This window comes from Pseudomonas sp. CFBP2511 (assembly GCF_030209255.1).
GTDB lineage: Bacteria > Pseudomonadota > Gammaproteobacteria > Pseudomonadales > Pseudomonadaceae > Aquipseudomonas > Aquipseudomonas avellanae.
The window spans coordinates 230,087-248,293 of the sequence record NZ_JARVSI010000001.1; the positions used below are offsets into that span (position 1 = coordinate 230,087).

Annotated in this window: 18 protein-coding genes and 1 tRNA gene; 4 read left to right on the top strand and 15 right to left on the bottom strand. The window is 56.2% G+C overall.

Going from position 1 to position 18,207, the window contains the following annotated elements; all coding sequences use genetic code 11:
- Positions 1-17: 17 nt before the first annotated feature.
- The 12 genes from QRN38_RS01045 to dapA all read right to left on the bottom strand — a co-directional run bounded on the left by QRN38_RS01045 (position 18) and on the right by dapA (position 10,604).
- Positions 18-1,709, bottom strand: coding sequence for an NAD-dependent malic enzyme (locus tag QRN38_RS01045; RefSeq protein ID WP_003379033.1), 1,692 nt, complete (start codon positions 1,707-1,709; stop codon positions 18-20).
- 312 nt (positions 1,710-2,021) lie between these two features.
- A complete protein-coding gene (gene gvpU / locus QRN38_RS01050) occupies positions 2,022-2,504 on the bottom strand; it encodes a gas vesicle accessory protein GvpU (RefSeq protein ID WP_003379032.1) in 483 nt (160 codons plus the stop codon).
- Between the two features lie 239 nt (positions 2,505-2,743).
- Positions 2,744-3,163, bottom strand: coding sequence for a type VII toxin-antitoxin system MntA family adenylyltransferase antitoxin (gene mntA / locus QRN38_RS01055; protein ID WP_057418666.1), 420 nt, complete (start codon positions 3,161-3,163; stop codon positions 2,744-2,746).
- Positions 3,164-3,273: 110 nt separating this feature from the next.
- Positions 3,274-3,939, bottom strand: coding sequence for a hypothetical protein (locus tag QRN38_RS01060; RefSeq protein WP_007245789.1), 666 nt, complete (start codon positions 3,937-3,939; stop codon positions 3,274-3,276).
- A 98-nt stretch (positions 3,940-4,037) separates the two neighbouring features.
- A complete protein-coding gene (tnpB, locus tag QRN38_RS01065; protein ID WP_046463462.1) occupies positions 4,038-4,319 on the bottom strand; it encodes an IS66 family insertion sequence element accessory protein TnpB in 282 nt (93 codons plus the stop codon).
- 452 nt (positions 4,320-4,771) lie between these two features.
- Positions 4,772-4,990 carry a retron Se72 family effector protein gene (locus tag QRN38_RS01070; RefSeq protein WP_007245786.1) on the bottom strand — a complete coding sequence of 73 codons (219 nt, stop codon included), beginning with the start codon at positions 4,988-4,990 and terminating at the stop codon, positions 4,772-4,774.
- Between the two features lie 2 nt (positions 4,991-4,992).
- Positions 4,993-6,174, bottom strand: coding sequence for a reverse transcriptase family protein (locus QRN38_RS01075; RefSeq protein ID WP_007245785.1), 1,182 nt, complete (start codon positions 6,172-6,174; stop codon positions 4,993-4,995).
- A gap of 735 nt (positions 6,175-6,909) precedes the next feature.
- Positions 6,910-6,999, bottom strand: a tRNA-Ser gene (locus QRN38_RS01080).
- A gap of 91 nt (positions 7,000-7,090) precedes the next feature.
- Complete coding sequence (purC, locus tag QRN38_RS01085; RefSeq protein ID WP_003379028.1) at positions 7,091-7,801, bottom strand: phosphoribosylaminoimidazolesuccinocarboxamide synthase; 711 nt, start codon at positions 7,799-7,801, stop codon at positions 7,091-7,093.
- A gap of 28 nt (positions 7,802-7,829) precedes the next feature.
- Positions 7,830-8,588: an MBL fold metallo-hydrolase gene (locus QRN38_RS01090; RefSeq protein ID WP_054090007.1), complete on the bottom strand. Its 759-nt coding sequence runs from the start codon at positions 8,586-8,588 to the stop codon at positions 7,830-7,832.
- A complete protein-coding gene (gene bamC, locus QRN38_RS01095) occupies positions 8,589-9,707 on the bottom strand; it encodes an NlpB/DapX family lipoprotein (protein ID WP_007245782.1) in 1,119 nt (372 codons plus the stop codon).
- Positions 9,708-9,725: 18 nt separating this feature from the next.
- Positions 9,726-10,604, bottom strand: coding sequence for a 4-hydroxy-tetrahydrodipicolinate synthase (dapA, locus tag QRN38_RS01100; RefSeq protein WP_003379025.1), 879 nt, complete (start codon positions 10,602-10,604; stop codon positions 9,726-9,728).
- A 325-nt stretch (positions 10,605-10,929) separates the two neighbouring features.
- Between dapA and QRN38_RS01105 the strand changes: the two genes are divergently transcribed.
- Together QRN38_RS01105 and QRN38_RS01110 are read left to right on the top strand one after the other, a co-directional pair.
- A complete protein-coding gene (locus tag QRN38_RS01105) occupies positions 10,930-11,493 on the top strand; it encodes a glycine cleavage system transcriptional repressor (RefSeq protein WP_003379024.1) in 564 nt (187 codons plus the stop codon).
- A gap of 9 nt (positions 11,494-11,502) precedes the next feature.
- A complete protein-coding gene (locus QRN38_RS01110; protein WP_005767667.1) occupies positions 11,503-11,976 on the top strand; it encodes a peroxiredoxin in 474 nt (157 codons plus the stop codon).
- A gap of 66 nt (positions 11,977-12,042) precedes the next feature.
- Here the strand turns inward: QRN38_RS01110 and QRN38_RS01115 are convergent, their stop codons facing one another.
- Both QRN38_RS01115 and QRN38_RS01120 read right to left on the bottom strand, forming a co-directional pair.
- Positions 12,043-13,113: an AI-2E family transporter gene (locus QRN38_RS01115; RefSeq protein WP_007245780.1), complete on the bottom strand. Its 1,071-nt coding sequence runs from the start codon at positions 13,111-13,113 to the stop codon at positions 12,043-12,045.
- Between the two features lie 32 nt (positions 13,114-13,145).
- Complete coding sequence (locus QRN38_RS01120; protein WP_005767669.1) at positions 13,146-13,397, bottom strand: sulfurtransferase TusA family protein; 252 nt, start codon at positions 13,395-13,397, stop codon at positions 13,146-13,148.
- A 140-nt stretch (positions 13,398-13,537) separates the two neighbouring features.
- Here QRN38_RS01120 and QRN38_RS01125 point away from each other — a divergent pair, with 140 nt between their 5' ends.
- Entirely contained in the window at positions 13,538-14,971 is a 1,434-nt protein-coding gene (locus QRN38_RS01125; RefSeq protein WP_007245779.1) for a M48 family metalloprotease, read from the top strand.
- A gap of 101 nt (positions 14,972-15,072) precedes the next feature.
- On the opposite strand, the gene nadA is transcribed toward QRN38_RS01125, so the two are convergent.
- Positions 15,073-16,131, bottom strand: a complete 1,059-nt coding sequence (gene nadA, locus QRN38_RS01130) for a quinolinate synthase NadA (RefSeq protein WP_010210284.1) — start codon at positions 16,129-16,131, stop codon at positions 15,073-15,075.
- A gap of 406 nt (positions 16,132-16,537) precedes the next feature.
- Here nadA and QRN38_RS01135 point away from each other — a divergent pair, with 406 nt between their 5' ends.
- A complete protein-coding gene (locus QRN38_RS01135; RefSeq protein ID WP_057418667.1) occupies positions 16,538-18,136 on the top strand; it encodes a glycoside hydrolase family 28 protein in 1,599 nt (532 codons plus the stop codon).
- Positions 18,137-18,207: the final 71 nt, after the last annotated feature.

Genomic DNA, 18,207 nt, shown 5'->3' on the forward strand with positions numbered 1-18,207 from the left:
AATTCGACAGCGCTCGATCAGACCGAGCGACGACGATAGGCGCGATAACCCGGCAACCAGAAGTTGCGTTCGATGGCCGCCAGCAAGGCTTCCTCCGAGGTTTCCAGCGCCAGCCCCTCAGCCTGAGCTTCTTTGGCGACAGCCAGTGCAATCTTGCGGCTGACCTGCTGAATCTCTTTGAGTGGCGGCAGAACCGCGTCGCCCTGCCCCGTGACCATCGGCGAGCACTCGGCCAGCGCATTGGACGCCGCCATCAGCATGCGATCAGTGATGCGCGATGCCTTGCAGGCCACCACGCCAAGACCGATCCCCGGAAAGATGTAGGAGTTGTTGCACTGGGCGATGTGCACGGTGCGGCCATTGATCTCGACCGGCGCAAACGGGCTGCCGGTCGCAACCAATGCGTTACCGTCAGTCCAGCGCAGGATCTCTTCCGGCGTGGCTTCGACCTTGGAAGTCGGATTGGACAGAGGCATGACCAGCGGCTTGGCGCAATGCTTGTACAGCTCGCGAACAACCTGCTCGGTGAACAGACCGCGCTGGCCGGACACGCCGATCAAGACGGTGGCACCGGCATGCGTCACCACGTCGAGCAACTGCGGGAAGGTCTCAGTGCCTGCCGTCCAGCCAGCGACATCGGCGGATTTCTGCGCCAGACGTTGCTGGAAGTCCAGCAGGTTGCCCATGCCTTCAGTCAGCAGACCGAAACGATCCACCATGAAAATACGTTTGCGCGCTTCGCTTTCGCTCAGGCCTTCAATGCGCATCGCAGCGATGATGTGCTCAGCAATCCCGCACCCCGCCGAACCGGCCCCGACAAACACCACTTTCTGTTGGCCAAGCGTTTCATTCTTGGCCTTGCAGGCCGCCAACAATGTGCCCACTGCGACCGACGCGGTGCCCTGGATGTCATCGTTGAAGCAGCACAGCTCGTCCCGATACTTCTCAAGCAATGGCATGGCGTTGGACTGGGCGAAGTCTTCAAACTGCAACAGCACGTCCGGCCAGCGACGCTGCACCGCATCGATGAACAACGCGATGAAGTCTTCGTATTCCTTGCCCGACACGCGCTCGTGGCGCCAGCCCATGTACATCGGGTCGTCCAGAAGCTCGCGGTTATTGGTGCCGACATCCAGCACGATCGGCAGCGTATAGGCCGGGCTGATACCACCGCAGGCGGTGTACAGCGACAACTTGCCAATGGGGATGCCCATGCCACCAATGCCCTGATCACCCAGACCGAGAATTCGCTCGCTGTCGGTCACGACAATGATCTTGATCCGGTCCTTGGTGGCGCTGCGCAAAATGTCATCGATGCGGTCACGCTCAGGGTAAGAAATGAACAAGCCGCGATGCGTACGGTAGATCTTGGAGAACTCCTGGCACGCCTGCCCCACCGTCGGGGTGTAAATGATCGGCAGCATCTCGTCCAGATGCGAGTCCAGCAGGCGGAAGAACAGGGTTTCGTTATTGTCCTGAATCGAACGCAGGTAAATATGCTTGTCCAGGTCGCTCGCGCACTGTTTGTACTGGCTGTAGACCCGGGTAACTTGCTCTTCGATCGTCTCTACGTTCTGCGGCAGCAGCCCGATCAGGTTGAATTCGATCCGCTCTTGCGGGGTAAAGGCACTGCCTTTGTTCAGCAGGGGCATTTCCAGCAGTGAGGGTCCTGCGTAGGAAATGTACAACGGTCGCGAAGTGGTGGTCATTTTCTCTAATCGCCTTTTTCGTCTTCTCATTAATTCTTTACGTCGACCGGGGCGGGCAGCCTGGCTCAGTTCTTGTTATTTTTTCTTGTCGCCAGTTCTCTATCAGGCCATGCCGAAAACCATTCGGCGGTGAGGTCAGGGGGCACATATTACTCGCCTGACGGCCGCTTGCGACATTTTGTCGCGTAGAGAGTGGCTAAGTGATGCTATCGCCAGCACAGCGTTATACCGCCGGCACATGCCAACGGCTCCTCGACAAGGGGTAATGAGACGTGATGAAAAAGCCCCGACGAATGTCAGGGCTTCGAGACGTCAGGACGCGTCTGCTTTTTCGGCAATAAGCCCGATGGTAAAGCCATCAACCGCCGAGATCCGACCGCGCCACAGCACGCCTGCGTCACAGATCGGGTTGCCGTCTGTGGAGTAGGTGCGGCAGTCCTTCAGGTGGATGAAGTGGAACGCCGGCGTGTCTTCCGACGACTCTCCCGGTTTGAAGGACAGAATCATCTCCTTCATGGTCGCGTCAGTGCCGTTGCCAAACGAGCTGAACGGCGCGGAAATGTCGTCTGCCAGCTGTTCAAAATAGGTGTCATGAGAAATCAGATGCCCGGACACCAGATTCCCGCCCACCGACAGCGTTACCCCCAACTCCACCTTGGTGTTCGCCACAAACTTGACCAGCCACTGCAGCAACCAGTCAATCTGCTTGCCCTGCCACTTGAACTGGGCAATCACGTCATCATGGCTCTGGCTGGGAGAAGGTTGCGCCTTTTGTACTTGATCTACGTCCGACATCTGATAGCTCCTCGCCTCACAAAACGTTGAACCCAAGGTATAGATCAGATCGGGCGAAAGGGAAACCGGGAGGGGTGAATAGTTTGGAATGGATGATGAGGGCTTGATCATTTTGACTTTTTTCAGGCGTTTGAGGTGGCAATCCGGCAGTTCAGCCGTGTTGACAGGACAGAATTATGACCTCATTCTGTCCTTTTAACGACGGACAAAGAATGGAGGCTGCCTTATTAATGAGCACATCATCGACCATGAACGACTCCATTTTTCTGTATATCTTCGAGCAAACCTGCCCTTGCGCAGTCAAGTGAAGTTTTTTCGCTGAGCACAAACGCCTCGAAGACTCCCGCAGACTCATCTTTAAACCAAAGACGGCGGCCTGTGGTGATGATCTGATATTGCATCACGGTCGAGGCGGTGCGCAGATCGATCAGGTCCACAGGCAAACGAACGATGTCTGCGATTTCCCCCGCCAACCGCCACAGCGCCACAGCGCCACAGCGCCACAGCGCCACAGGATCGAGAGTGCCTTGCACAAGCACGGCAAGATCCAGGTCGCTTTCGGAGTTGGCATGACCGGTCGCCTGACTGCCGAACAGGTAGACAGCCAATAGGTCAGGCAATCGGGATTGCAGGTGTGTGAGCAAGCTGTGGGTGTTCATACGCAACGTCTCAAATATTGCCGAGACAGACCCTAATAGAAGCCGGGGTCGGATTCTCGCTCAAGTGGATCTTCGTGGGCACCTGCTAACGGGCGATGCTGGAAGATGCACTAGCCCTTGGTCAGCCTGGCAGCCTCCTCCATAAGATTGGCGATGGCGAAATCTACTTTTTGCAGAAGAGCTTTGCGCACCTCTTCGCTCTCTTGGCTAGCGGCCACTGCATCAGCTTGAGCTTTGGTGACCTCCGCCTTGAGCTGAGTTAGCTTCGGATTGGCCAATTCATTCATGAGCACGCGACGCTGAAGCCAATGATAGATAGTGAACGAGGACCCAACGCTCTCTAAGCGCCGCTCGTCCCAGCGCTTCGTCGCCTCCAGAACATGCTTGTTCAGTGCAACACTGAACAACTGGCGGTGAACGTCGGGCATACCGGTCGCTCGATTGATGTAGTGGGAAGCGATCAAGCCGGTCCTACCATCATCGCTAACTACACACCCTGAGTAGGATTCACTCGACACCACGTCAATAAGTGCCTGGGTCTCATTCACCACCACAATCAATTCCGAGCTACCCGAAATTGCCGCAAGCACCTCGTGCACCAACAAACGCCACCGAGCATCCGGCATGGGCTGTGCTCCGCTTTCGATGGCAGAAATGGTCCGTGTCGTCACGCTAAATAATTTAGCTACGTATGCAGCACTCCAGCCAAGTGTGGTGCGCCATTTGAGCAATAGCTTCCCTCGCTCGTCCGCTTGGATCCCTTGAATATCAAGCAATGCAACCTCCTAAAAATCGCAGCAAGAAGAATTAATTAACGAACGAGAGAATATTTCCTTCACCTGAAATACCATCGTGGTTAGGAAATGCCCTGTTGTCAAATTTCTTGAGAGGCGGAACCAAAGGACAGCGTGTGCGGAGCAGTTTTGAAATGCTCGGACTTCAAACGCTTGAGCCAAATACAGAAGCCGTTGCGCTCCCAGTAAAGTATTTTCAACCGGTTATGGTGGCGATTCAGAAAAACAAAGAGCACGGGGTCGAACACGGCAACTTTAATGTCTAGCTCAACCAGCGTAGCAAGGCCGTCGATGGACTTTCGAAAGTCCACCGTCTTGGGGTAGAGGTACACTTTTTCGACTTTGGCGTCGGGTCGCATCATGGGGAGCTGGCTCCTGAAAAGAATCGGGAGCACCGTATCAGGCTTCAATTGCTAGCTTGGAATGTGGGGTTCATGAGGCGCTTACACTGCAAGGAGCTGATAAGCAACGACATATCAAAAGTGCTGGCGCAGCACTACCAAACTCACAAAGTCCCTCAGACGCGACTACAGGGGCTCCCAGGGATTTCTGAGAGAGATATTCGCAAGTCCGTGTGTTCGCCGGTACGCGTTGGGTATGCCTCCTCAATATCCGGACGAATTTCCTCGCCGCAACCACTTGAGATTGGGCGGAACTCAGATTCCCAAAACAGGGAAAATCAGGATTTGCACACATGGACAGTGGTGGTGATATTTACACCTTATCTGCGTGAAGCGTCGAATAAATTGATTCACGGAAATGTTGGTGCGTAGAGCCAAGTCTCGCCCGTTAGTCAGCGACGACACACCATCACTCAGCCAGTGCGTACAACTTTATACGCCCTTGGCCCCTTGGGCTCCTCATGCACCTCAAACCGAACAACATCACCCATCGCTATACCATTAACAACATCTTCAACATCATCGTAGAAGAAAAACACGTCGCGTCCCTTTTCTCTGCGTATAAACCCAAAACCTTTAAAAGAATCATAAGAATTAACAAAACCGGTATCAACTAGCTGGTCATCCGTCATATTCACTCCCACATCAATACCTTTGATGGAACGTCGGAAAATTTGGTCTTCAACTGACGCCTAAGACCCCTTGCCAGCGTTTTGTTGGTCCTTGTCAGGATTCCAAGCCTATTAATCAATCTCCGATAAGCGTTAACCACAGAAACTTTTACATGACTCGTTTTAGGCCGCTTTAATAGCAAATCCGCTTCACGAATAATTGCGGCTGTTGCCTTACCGTCATAGAGGGGAAGTATATCTCTCATCCGGGCACGCAACTTTAAAGCTTGAGAATGCTCAAGCCTCGTTAGTTTAGCAACCTGTCCTGAAACTTTATTCCAAAGCTCGTGATATTCATCCCGAAACCTGTCCTTCTGATACTCTCGCTCACAGATATAGACGGAGTGCCGAATCAAATCTCTCTCAGCACGCCGAATTTTTGGGACACCGTGCCCTACCCATACACCTGTGACAGTATATTCAGCCGATAAATCGTCAGACCGCTCGATCTTCGTCTTACTTTTTTTAATGCGTAACTTATGTTCACTAAACAGCCCGGCGACATATTTTATGTAGCCACTGACTTCATCCTGAGAAAGTAACCTACTTGACGATAGCGTCACATCATCCAGAAGACGGGAGTATGTAACACCTTGATTTCTCAGCCTTGAAACAAAGTTATACTCAGAATTGTGAAATATTAGATTAGCTACGTAGCTAGACGTGCACGCACCTTGTGGAACTTTTCCATCTCTAGTAACTATCTTAGACAAGAGATCACTAACTTCATCGGGAAAATTAAAAAAATACTTGAAAATACTTACAACGCTTTCATAAGGAATATTATCGTAGAAATTTCGAATATCTAGACTAATTAAAGATTTTGAGCCGGCATGAATTCGACTATTCTCGATATAGTCGCGAGGATGATCCTCGTCTCTGACCCCACCTTGTAGATAGAAAGGGTAATGGACCTTTTCAAAGAGTCTTGAGTTTATTCTCTTTTGAAGCTTCTTAAGCTCATACTTTGGTTCATAGACGTTCCGCTCCTTATCTCCTTTCGTCCTAATGACAAAATGAGTATATGAATCGGTCGCCCGTCCCGCCAGATCATTAAGCAGCTTTGGATGCACACCCAGCGTCTTAGCCAACATGGCCACAGAACCGATGGATGCATGAGGATAATAAGGCTTGTCCTTCGCCACTAGCTTGACCTTTCCGTAGTTATCAAAGCAAAGATTAAGAGTCAGTTAGTTGCTATCGTCTCCCAAGAAGGAGATAAATTTGCGACCAACCCAGCCTAAGAAAGCCATCACGGTCAATCTGAAAGCTGCATTTGAGCCAATTCTTTTCCCCGATGTGCTATCTCTAGCTACTACGGGAATGCTCTTCTTTCTACCAGCCATATGTATTTCAATTTTAACATCGAACATTGCGAAACCCTCTTGTTGTGAAGACAGAGAATTCTGTCGTCACGGCCAGACCAATTGGATTAAGCATCTCAAGGAATATTTGTATTGACTCAAATGGACTCTTAACTTTTACGCCAGACAACGGTCGCAGCGCGTAATCGGAGGAGCGCAGAACACACCACCCCGCGTACGGAGGCTACCGAGGCGCCGGTCATGACCCCAAGGGGTCGCCAAGTTAGGCATCGATTTCCTTGAATATATGACTTTAAAGAGCGGGAACAGGTGAATGCACCTGCTGCCACAAGAATATGGATAAGGAGGCCATGCTGTCAACAAGACATCAAAGAAAATTGAACTTTTGGAGAGAGATGATCTTCGTCTCTGCCGCTGAATTTTCCGGGGGATGCGAATGCATGGCCTGTCCTGTCTACCGGGGCAGGCTAAGTAGTAGAAAAGGGTAGTAGAATCGAAAAAGAGATATACACAAAAAAGCCCCGTAAATCAAAAATTTACGAGGCTTCTGAATGATGGCGGAGAGATAGGGATTCGAACCCTAGGTACCGGTGAAGGTACAACGGATTTCGAATCCGTCCCATTCGGCCACTCTGGCATCTCTCCAACGGCGCGAATAATAACAGCATCGGCGCGGAAGGCGAAGCCCTTCCGCTGATTTTTTTTGTGCTATCAAGCGCTTGCGTGGTTTTTCGGGTTACAGCGGTACGCCCAGACGGTTTGCGACTTCTTCGTAAGCCTCGATAACGTCGCCCAGACCCTGGCGGAAGCGGTCCTTGTCCATTTTCTTGCGGGTGTCTTTGTCCCAGAGGCGGCAGCCGTCGGGGCTGAATTCGTCGCCGAGGACGATTTCGCCGTGGAATACGCCGAACTCGAGTTTGAAGTCGACCAGCAGCAGGCCAGCGTCGTCGAACAGTTTGGTCAGGACTTCGTTGACCTTGATCGACAACTCTTTCATGCGAACCAGTTGCTCGGCAGTGCCCCAGCCGAATGCCACAACGTGGGATTCGTTGATGAACGGGTCGCCTTTGGCGTCGTCCTTAAGGAACAGTTCGAAGGTGTACGGATTAAGTTTGGTACCCTCTTCGATGCCCAGGCGCTTGACCAGGCTGCCAGCGGCGTAGTTACGCACGACGCATTCGACCGGGATCATGTCCAGCTTCTTGACCAGGCATTCGTTGTCGCCCAGCAGCTTGTCGAATTGGGTCGGGATACCCGCCTCTTCAAGCTTTTGCATGATGAAGGCGTTGAACTTGTTGTTCACGGTGCCTTTGCGGTCCAGCTGTTCGATACGCTTGCCGTCGAACGCCGAGGTGTCGTTACGGAACAGCAGGATCAAGCGGTCAGCGTCGTCGGTCTTGTAAACCGATTTGGCTTTGCCGCGGTAGAGTTCTTCACGTTTTTCCATGATGGGCTCCGCTTGCTAAGTAGTTGGGCTAGGCGATATGTCGCCAATCGAGCCCTGAATCTTGATCGGCCAGTTGCAGCCAGTCCGGGTCGCACCCAAGGGTGTCGACAAAACATTGCCGGGCCAGGTGCGGCAGGTTGTTCTTGCTGCTGAGATGCGCCAGCACCAGGTGCTGAAGGTCCTGCCATCCCAGTTCGCTCACCAGACTAGCGGCCTGATGGTTGTTCAAATGACCGGTTTCACAGCCCACGCGCTGCTTGAGAAAGACCGGGTACTGGCCTCGGGCAAGCATGTCGCGGCAGTGATTGGCCTCGATCATCAAGGCATCCAGGCCTTGATAACGCTGTAATATGTTGGAGCAGTAAGAGCCGAGGTCGGTCAGCAGGCCGAAGCGGCGCGAGCCGTCACTGAAGACGAACTGCGTCGGTTCAAGTGCATCATGCGCAACAGACACCACGTCGATGTCCAGTGCGCCGATCTGCAAGCTCTCCCCGCCTGCCAGCAAACCGGCAACTTCCACCGGCTTGCGCATTCCGCGCAAGGTGCCGCTACTGAGGTAGACCGGCACATTGTAGCGCCGCGACAGCAAACCCACGCCATGCACATGATCGGCATGTTCGTGGGTCACCAGAATGGCACTCAGCTGGCTTGCCGCGACACCCAGACGAGCCAGACGCCGCTCGGTTTCCCGCAGGGAGAAACCGCAATCGACCAATACATACGTATCGTTGCTTGCGACCAGCGTGCCGTTGCCACGGCTGCCGCTGCCGAGAACTGCGAAACGCACTTAACCCAGGTTATCTTGAATAACGCTCAACACCCGACGAGCGATATCCGCAGGTGCAACAGTGTTGATGTTCTTCTCGACGGTCACCTGAACGTTGTCACCGACCTTACTCAGGCGCACCTGATAACGCTCGGCGCGGGCATCGATCTCTTCCTTGCTCGACTTGCTGCCGAACATGCGACCGAAGAAACCAGGCTCGTTCTCAGGCGTTTTGGCTTTTTCAGCCAGGTTGATGTAGTACAGGCCCAGGCTGCGGTTGATGTCCTCGACACGCCAGTCGCCCTGATCCAGCGCACGGCCGACGCTCGACCACGCACGGTCCAGATCGGCACCGAGGTTCAAGACCGGGTTGCCGCTGCCGTCTTCGCTCAAGGCAACACGGCTCGGGGTATCGTAGTCACGCGCTGCAAGCAGGGAAATCGAACCGCCCTTCTCGGCGTTGCGGCCCATGCTGGCCAGCAGGTCATCGGTCAGTGCTGCATCGAGACCCAGGTTGGTGGTGCGTGTCGGGAACGCCACATCGGCCGTGCTGCCGGCAGGACGCTCGACGCTGACCACGTAAACTTCGCTGGTGTTGCGCTGCACGCCTGGCTCGATGCGAACCCGCACACGGGTTTCTGCGTCGGCCGCGACACCCGCCGCGCTCAGACGCTTGGCCACCGAGGCGGATAGCTCATCAAGACGCTGCCACGAAGAGCTGAATTCGCCCGTCTGCGGACGCTCTTCAGCGATGCGAAAACCATTGTCTTCAAAATACTGGTGGGCCACCGGCCAGACTTCGGCTGGCTGGCGCTGGGCCAGAATCCAGTGCGAATCACCGCTCTTCTGCAAGCTGAAATCACTCGACTCGGACGTCGAGGCCAGCGGCAGAGGACGAGGAACGGTGTATTCACCGTCTTTCTGGGTGCTGTCAGCCACGTTACGCGGGATCGGCAACAACGGATCCAGGCGCTTGACGCCGGAAACATCGGCAGGCACCTGCATGGGAGGGGTCTGGGTTGCCTGAAGGTAATCGCTACCGCGATCACGGAAGTAGCCATCTTCACCCCAGAGCCAACCGCAACCGCTGGTGCTGGAGATAATAAGAGCAAGTGCGGATAGTCCGGCCAATCGCTTCATTGCGTGATACTTCCTCAATTAAACCAGGACGCCGGACTGGCGCATGGCCTGACGCAGCGGTTCGTGACAGGCTTCGCTGAGCCAGGTAAGCGGCAGACGGATACCGTCTGGCATCAAACCCATCTCATGCAAGGCCCATTTCACGGGGATAGGGTTGGATTCGATGAACAGGGTGTTGTTGAGCGGCATGAGCGTCTGGTGAATCGCCCGTGCAGTCTCGGCGTCGCCACGCATGGCCGCTGCGCACAGATCGCTCATGGCGCGTGGTGCAACGTTGGCCGTGACGGAAATATTGCCCTTGCCGCCCAACAGCATCAGTTCGACAGCCGTCGCGTCATCACCGGAGTACAACAGAAAATCGCTGCTGACGCTGGCCAGAATGTCCTTGGCGCGCTGCAGGTTGCCGGTGGCTTCCTTGATGCCGATGATGTTCTTGACCCTGGACAGACGCGCAACAGTCTCTGGCAGCATGTCGCAGGCCGTACGGCCCGGCACGTTGTAGAGGATCTGCGGGATGTCTACGGCATTGGCGATGTGGCTGAAATGTTGGAACAGGCCTTCCTGCGTCGGCTTGTTGTAATAAGGCGTTACCAGCAGGCACGCATCAGCGCCAGCGGTCTTGGCGTTGGTGGTCAGCTCGACGGCTTCGCGCGTCGAATTGGCGCCTGTACCGGCGATGACCGGAATACGTCCTGCAACCTGAGCAACCACACGGCGGATGACTTCGATGTGTTCGCTCACATCCAGCGTCGCCGATTCACCTGTGGTGCCGACGGCAACAATGGCGTTGGTGCCCTCTTGCAAGTGGAAGTCAACCAGTTTGCTCAGGCTGTCCCAGTCCAGACGACCTTGTGCATCCATTGGTGTGACCAGTGCCACCATACTGCCCGCAATCATGCAACCGCTCCTGCCGGAAAAAGAGAGCGGTAATGGTACTGGCGCTATCAACCTTGTACAAGCGAAGTACCGCGCTCTGAGCATTCCCCTGAGCGATGGTTTTCGCTACCCTTCGTGCTTTGATCGGTACTGGTCACCTGCGCACCTCGCTCAATCGGTCGAATTTGTCGCCAGAAGCCCCGCCCCAGTGCACTCCAGCCCAGTCATGGCATGTCCATGCAAGCCAGACGCTCCGGGACCCGGGCAGCTATCTCGCTCCGCCGATTGGCGAAACAGCCCCGCAAGTCCGAAAAAGTACCGACCGCTCATCGTCTAGGAATGCTGCATGTCGTCCACCCCCACAGTTCGCGAACAATTCCTTGTCATCAGTGCCCTTGGCGCCAACCCCATGGAGCTGACCAACGTCCTGTGCCGCGCCAGCCATGAAAACCGCTGCTCGGTCGTCACCTCTCGCCTGACCCGTCATGGTGAGTGCAGTGCACTGATTCTGCAGGTATCGGGTAGCTGGGACGCGCTGGCGCGTCTTGAAACCGGCCTGTCGAGCCTCTCCAAGAAGCACGCCTTCACCACCAGCGTGGTGCGCAGTGCCACGCTGGAAAGCCGCCCCGAGGCCCTGCCCTACGTGGCGTATGTCAGTTCGGCCTACCGCCCGGACATCATCAACGAGCTGTGCCAGTTCTTTATCGACCACAATGTCGAGCTGGAAAACCTGATCTGCGATACCTATCAGGCCCCGCAGACCGGCGGCACCATGCTCAATGCAACGTTCACGGTAACACTGCCCGCCGGTACGCAAATCAGCTGGCTGCGTGATCAGTTCCTCGATTTTGCCGATGCGCTGAATCTTGATGCGCTGATCGAACCGTGGCGCCCACAAGCCCCCATGTAAGGAATCCTCATGGCCGTTACAGTAGATCAACCGGTTCCCGATTTTCAGGCGCCTGCTACCAGCGGGCAGACGGTAGAGCTGTCTGCGCTCAAGGGTCAGCAGGTCGTGATTTATTTCTACCCCAAGGACAACACGCCCGGCTGCACCACGCAGGGTCAGGACTTTCGCGATCACATCGCTCAATTCCAGGCAGCCAACACTGTGGTACTGGGCGTTTCCCGCGACAGCCTGAAAACCCACGAGAACTTCAAGGCCAAGCAGTCATTTCCGTTCGAGCTGATTTCGGACAAGGAAGAAGCGCTTTGCCAGCTGTTCGACGTGATCAAGCTGAAAAAGCTTTATGGCAAGGAATACCTGGGCGTTGATCGCAGCACGTTCCTGATCGACAAGGAAGGCGTGTTGCGTGAGGAATGGCGCGGCGTGAAAGTGCCCGGCCATGTCGCTGATGTGCTGGCCAAGGCCCAAGCCCTTAACAAAGGCTGATGACCGATACCGGCTGCGGCACGCAAGGTGCCGCAGCGATTGCGCCCTGCTATTCGCAGCAACGCGCTAAAGCAGCGGCGCTACGGTGGGCTCATTGCGTGGCCAGGCATCCAGCACGGCCTTGAACAGGGTCGCCAGCGGAATCGCAAAGAAGATCCCCCAGAAGCCCCACAGCCCGCCGAACAGCAAGACGGCGCAGATGATCGCGACCGGGTGCAGATTGACGGCTTCGGAAAACAGCAGCGGCACCAGAACGTTGCCATCCAGCGCCTGAATGACACCGTGAGCGATCATCAGGTAGATGAATTGATCGCTCCAGCCCCACTGGAATAGACCGATCAGCGCCACCGGCACCGTGACCACCACCGCGCCGACATAAGGCACCACCACCGAGATGCCCACCAGCATTGCCAGCAGCGCGGCGTAATTGAGCCCGAGCGCCACGAAGGCGATGTAGGTCACGCCGCCACAGATGAAGATCTCGATGACCTTGCCGCGAATGTAATTGGCAATCTGGCGCTTCATCTCGTCCGCCACCCGATTGAGCAACGCACGCTCGCGAGGCAGATAGCCACGCGCCCAGCGACCGATCACATGGCGATCCTTGAGGAAGAAGAACACCAGAATCGGCACCAGCACCAGATAGATCATCAGGTTGACCAGCAACGGCAGGCTGGAGATCGAGAACGTCAGTGCCAGCTGGCCGATCTTGCCGACCTCGCCACGGGCGACTTCGATTGCCAGCAGCACTTGCTCGTCGGAAACCAGATGCGGGTAGCGCTCGGGCAGCAACAGCAGCACCGACTGCCATTTGGCAAGCATGCCCGGGGCCTCGTTGAACAGCGTGATCAACTGATGCCAGAGCAACGGCACCAGCACCAGCAGAAACACCAGCAGCGCGCCGATGAACAACGTGAACACCACGCCGACTGCGGCCACCTCGGGCATCCGCAGGCGCTCCAGAAGACCGACCAGCCCGTGCATCAAAAAAGCCAGAACCAGCCCGGCCAGCACCGGAGCGAGCATCCCGCCCAGTGTCAGGACGAGGGTAAACGCCACAAACAGCAAGACCGCCAGTACCACCGCCTCCTCGTCAGAGAAATAGCGTTGCACCCAATTGCGAAGCACATTGAACATCAAACATCCTTTTCGGAAAAAACGGCGGTAGATCAGGCCTTGCGAAGCCAGTAGCGGTAAATGCCGGCCTCGGCTTCTTCATGCAACAGTTCATGGCCGGCGAGCCTGGCAAAGGTTCGAAAATCCCGTTGCGACCCGGCATCGGTCGAGATCACCTTCAGCACCGCACCGCTGGCCAGACGATTGAGTTCCATCTTGGCCTTCAGCAGGGGCAGCGGGCAGTTGAGCCCGCTGGCATCCAGTTCGGCGTCACAGGCCTCGGGGCGCAGTACAGCGTCAGACATCGTTTCTCTCCAGGCGGACACATCGAATTACAAAGCAGGTCCGAAAAGGCAAAGCGGACAAGGCAGCAAGAATACCTCACTCTGGTCAGCACGCCATTGGGCCAGCTACAGTACAGGTTCTTCTGACCAGAGCTTCGTGCATGAATTTTTTGCGTCCTACACTGCTCACCCTCGCCTGCCTGTTCGCCACACACGGCATCGCTGACGATCTTCCGTCACTGGGCGACTCCAGCTCATCGATTGTTTCCCCGGAGCAGGAACACCGCCTGGGCCGTGCATGGCTGGGTTTACTGCGTGGTCAGGTCGGGCAACTGTCGGACCCGCAACTCAAGGACTACGTCGAGACATCGGTCTATCGTCTGGCCGAAACCAGCCAGGTTCAGGACCGGCGACTTGAATTTATCCTCATCAATAGCCCGCAGCTCAACGCCTTCGCAGCACCTGGCGGGATCATCGGCGTCAACGGCGGCCTGTTTCTCAACGCTCAGACCGAGGGGGAATACGCATCGGTTCTGGCTCACGAACTGGCTCACTTGTCCCAGCGCCACTTCGCCAGAGGCATAGAAGCCCAGCAGCGCATGCAGGTGCCCGTAATGGCGGCGATGCTGGCGGGTATTGTCATGGCGGCTGCGGGTGCCGGTGATGCCGGTATCGCGACCATCGCCGGCTCACAGGCGGCTGCGATTCAGGAGCAGCGCCGGTTCTCGCGTCAGAACGAGCAGGAAGCTGACCGCATCGGCATTCTCAACCTGGAAAAAGCCGGCTATGACCCGCGCAATATGCCGACCATGTTCGAGCGTCTCATGCGCCAGTACCGATTCGACGCCAGGCCTCCGGAGTTTCTGTTGACTCACCCGGTCAGCGAATCGCGTATCGCCGACACGCGCAACCGCGCCGAGCAGGCCAAACCGGGCGGCAAGGAAGACAGCGTGCTGTACCAACTGATGCGCGCGCGGGTGGCGCTTGTCTATGAAGAAACGCCAGGCATTGCCGCCAAGCGCTTCCGTGCACAATTGGTTGAAAATCCGAAATCCGAGCCCGCGCGCTACGGTCTGGCCATCGCGCAGATCAAGGGTGGACAGCTCAATGAAGCACGGGAAAGCCTAAAGCCTCTGCTGGAAAAATCGCCGAACGACATCACTTACAACCTGACGCAAATCGACCTGGACATCACCAACAACCGGCTGGCGGATGCACAGCAACGGGTCGATCGCATGTTGACGCTGTACCCGACCAGTTACCCGCTCAACGATGTGCGTATTGATGTGCTGCTCAAACAGAACCGTACCGCCGAAGCCGAAAAAAGCCTTGAAGCGTTGCTCAAGACCCGTCCCGATGATCCGGACATCTGGTACGTGGTGGCAGAAACCCGTGGCCTGAACGGCAACACGGTCGGCCTGCATCAGGCCCGTGCCGAGTACTTCGCGCTGGTCGGCGACTTCCGTCAGGCGATCCAGCAACTGGACTTCGCCAAACGCCGGGCCGCCAACAACTTCCAGCTGGCCTCGCGCATCGATGCCCGGCAAAAGGATTTGATCGAGCAGGAGCGCATGGTAAAGGACATGATGAACTGATAGTTCATGAGCGAGCTCCGTTAAAACGGCCTTACCGTCACCAGAATGAAAAAGCCCGACACGTCAGTCGGGCTTTTTCGTTGCATTTCTCGCTGCAGCGGTCAGGCATTGCCCGCCTGACGTAAGCGAGCGGCCTGCGTGAAGTCCAGCATGCGTTGCAACGGGCGCACTGCATTGGGAATCAGCGCAGGCTCAACGAAGATCTCGTTGCTGCCCTCGCGCAGGCACTGCAAGGTGCGCTCAAGCGTATTCATCGCCATCCACGGGCAATGTGCGCAACTGCGGCACGCCGCGCCGTTACCGGCCGTAGGCGCCTCAATGAATATCTTGTCCGGGCACAGCTGCTGCATCTTGTAGAAGATGCCTCGATCCGTGGCCACAATAAACATCTTGTTCGGCAGACGCTGGGCGGCTGCAATCATCTGACTGGTGGAGCCGACCACGTCAGCCAGCTCGATGACCGCTTCCGGAGACTCTGGATGAACCAGAATCGCAGCCTCGGGGTACAGGGCTTTCATGTCTTCCAGCTGCTTGGATTTGAACTCTTCGTGGACGATGCAGGCACCGTCCCACAACAGCATGTCGGCGCCGGTTTCGCGCTGAATGTAGCGACCGAGGTGTTTGTCAGGCGCCCAGATGATCTTTTCGCCGTTGTCCATCAGGCTTTCGACGATTTCCAGTGCGCAGCCTGAGGTCACCACCCAGTCGGCACGGGCCTTTACTGCCGCCGAGGTGTTGGCGTAGACCACCACGGTACGTTCTGGATGCTGATCGCAAAACGCGGAAAACTCATCGACCGGGCAACCCACATCAAGCGAGCAGGTGGCTTCCAGCGTCGGCATGAACACGCGTTTTTCCGGGTTGAGGATCTTGGCGGTCTCGCCCATGAAACGCACGCCAGCGACCAGTACGGTGCTGGCCGGGTGATTGTTGCTGAAGCGCGCCATTTCCAGGGAGTCAGCCACGCAGCCGCCGGTTTCTTCGGCGAGCGCCTGAATCACCGGGTCGCAATAGTAATGAGCGACCATGACCGCATCCTGCTTCTTGAGCTCGGCAGCAATCGCGGCACGGTAGTGCGCTTGCTCTTCGGGGCTCAGCGCCTTGGGCTGCTTGGCATCAAGGTGCGCCTGCACCAGAAAGCGTTCGGAAATCTGTGTCATGTTCGCGATACCTGAAGGCGCTTGAGCGCGAGAGGCAAGTTTACACCCGATAAAGACAGGCCATAAAAAAGCCGGAAACCTCATCTGAGATGGCCAATCCAGCTTTACGCATGCATCGCGCTGTTTAGGCGCTACTGCCTGCGATCAAGCAGGTTGCAAATGTTCAGTAGAGATCAGACTGACATCTGACGGCGCGCCGATTCTAACGCTAAAAAACTGATTTAACAGCAGTTTCTGGCTTCCCGGATGCTGATGAGAAGCGTTCTTGAGCACTTGACTGCTCAGAATACGCAGGCTCATTTCAAAATAATATTTGGCAACAATCAGTAATAAATTTCACTTTGACACATTCGTAAACTATCTTTCGTGCTCCAAATAAAACTACTCAATTTCACAGGGATTCTTGATGTCAGGCGCCGCACACTTCTCCAACTCCGTTTTCCGAAAAACCTCCTGGGCAATGACCTCTCTGACCGCTTCGCTGATGATCGCCGCGCCCGTACAGGCCGCTGGCGAGGCTGCGGTGGTAACGCCCTGGGGCACGATAAACGAGCCCGCCAGCCCGCAGGTCTGCAAGCAACTACCGGCCACGTTGGCCCCCAAGGATGGCTCGCTGGACAGCGTCGACAGTGCGGCGCTCGACTCCAGACCTGACCAGGACAGAATTCAGAGCGCAATCAATGGCTGCGCAGCCGGGCAAGCCGTCCAACTGGTCAAAGGCACTGGCGACAACTCGGCATTCCTCAGCGGAGCCCTGCAGCTTAAATCCGGCGTGACGCTGTGGATCGACGACGGCGTTACGCTCTTCGCGTCACGCAACCCCAAAGACTACGACAACGGCAAAGGCACCTGCGGCGTAACAACGGTCGCCAATCAGGACGCCTGCAGCGCGCTGATTTCAGCAAAAAATACCCGCGCCAGCGGCGTGATCGGAAAAGGCGTGATAGACGGTCGAGGTGGCAGCCTGCTCACCTCCGGGGCAAATGCCAACCAGCGCAGCTGGTGGGACCTCGTCTACCAGAAGACCCTGTCCAACGTTTATCAGCAAAAACCGCGTCTCATCCAGGTCAGCGGCGGAGCGGACTTCGTTATCCAGGGAGTGACACTGCAAAACGCCCCGGACTTCAACATTGTGACTGACGGCGTAACAGGCGTGACCGTCTGGGGGATCAAGATTCTGACTCCAAGCCGGGTCTACACGGTTGAAGGCTACCACTGCCCTACCGGCTCGACGCCCGACCAGAAGACCCCTGGCACCTGCTTCACCCCGGAAACCGTGAAGAACACAGACGGCTTCGACCCAGGCCAATCGAACAAGGTACTGCTGGCCTACTCCTACATCAGCACCGGCGACGACAATGTAGCGATAAAGTCCAGCCGGACCTCCGGCAGCCGCGACCTGATGTTTGCGCACAACCATTTCTACTATGGGCACGGCTTGTCCATCGGCAGTGAAACCAACGGCGGCGTACATAACGTCAGCGTTGTGGACCTGGCAGCGGACGGCGCAGACAGCCAGGACGGCATTGGGCTCAGAATAAAGTCGGGAGCCAAAAACGGCGGAACCGTAGACGGCGTCAGCTACGAGAACGTGTGCATGCGTAACGTCAAATTCCCGCTGGTGTTCGACACTCAGTATGGCAGCGCCAGCGGAACCTCGTACCCTGACTTCAGCGGTATCACCGTCAAAGGCTTCCACTACCTGGGCAGCCCGAGATTCGGCGGCGGCAAGATGACTTTTGTCGGCTACAACGACAACGGTCAGAAACGGCCGATTTCCATTACGCTGGATAACGTTGTTTTCGATGGCACCCAGCCCAACCTCACCGGTCTTACGGCGACCCACTTCATTCTGGGGCCAGGGCCGGTGAGTTTTGCCAACAAGCTGGTGCCTTCGATAAAGGATGACGTCACGGTGTCCGGCAGTCCTGGAGAGGGCACGCCGGTCGATTGCACGGCAGCGTTTGTGCCGATGAAATCGGTGGTGCCTGGGGCTCCGTTTTAAGGGGTATTCTTTTCAGCCAAGGCTGCGGGGGAATTGAAGTCCTCCGCAGACGGCTGCTCAGTTGCGAACAT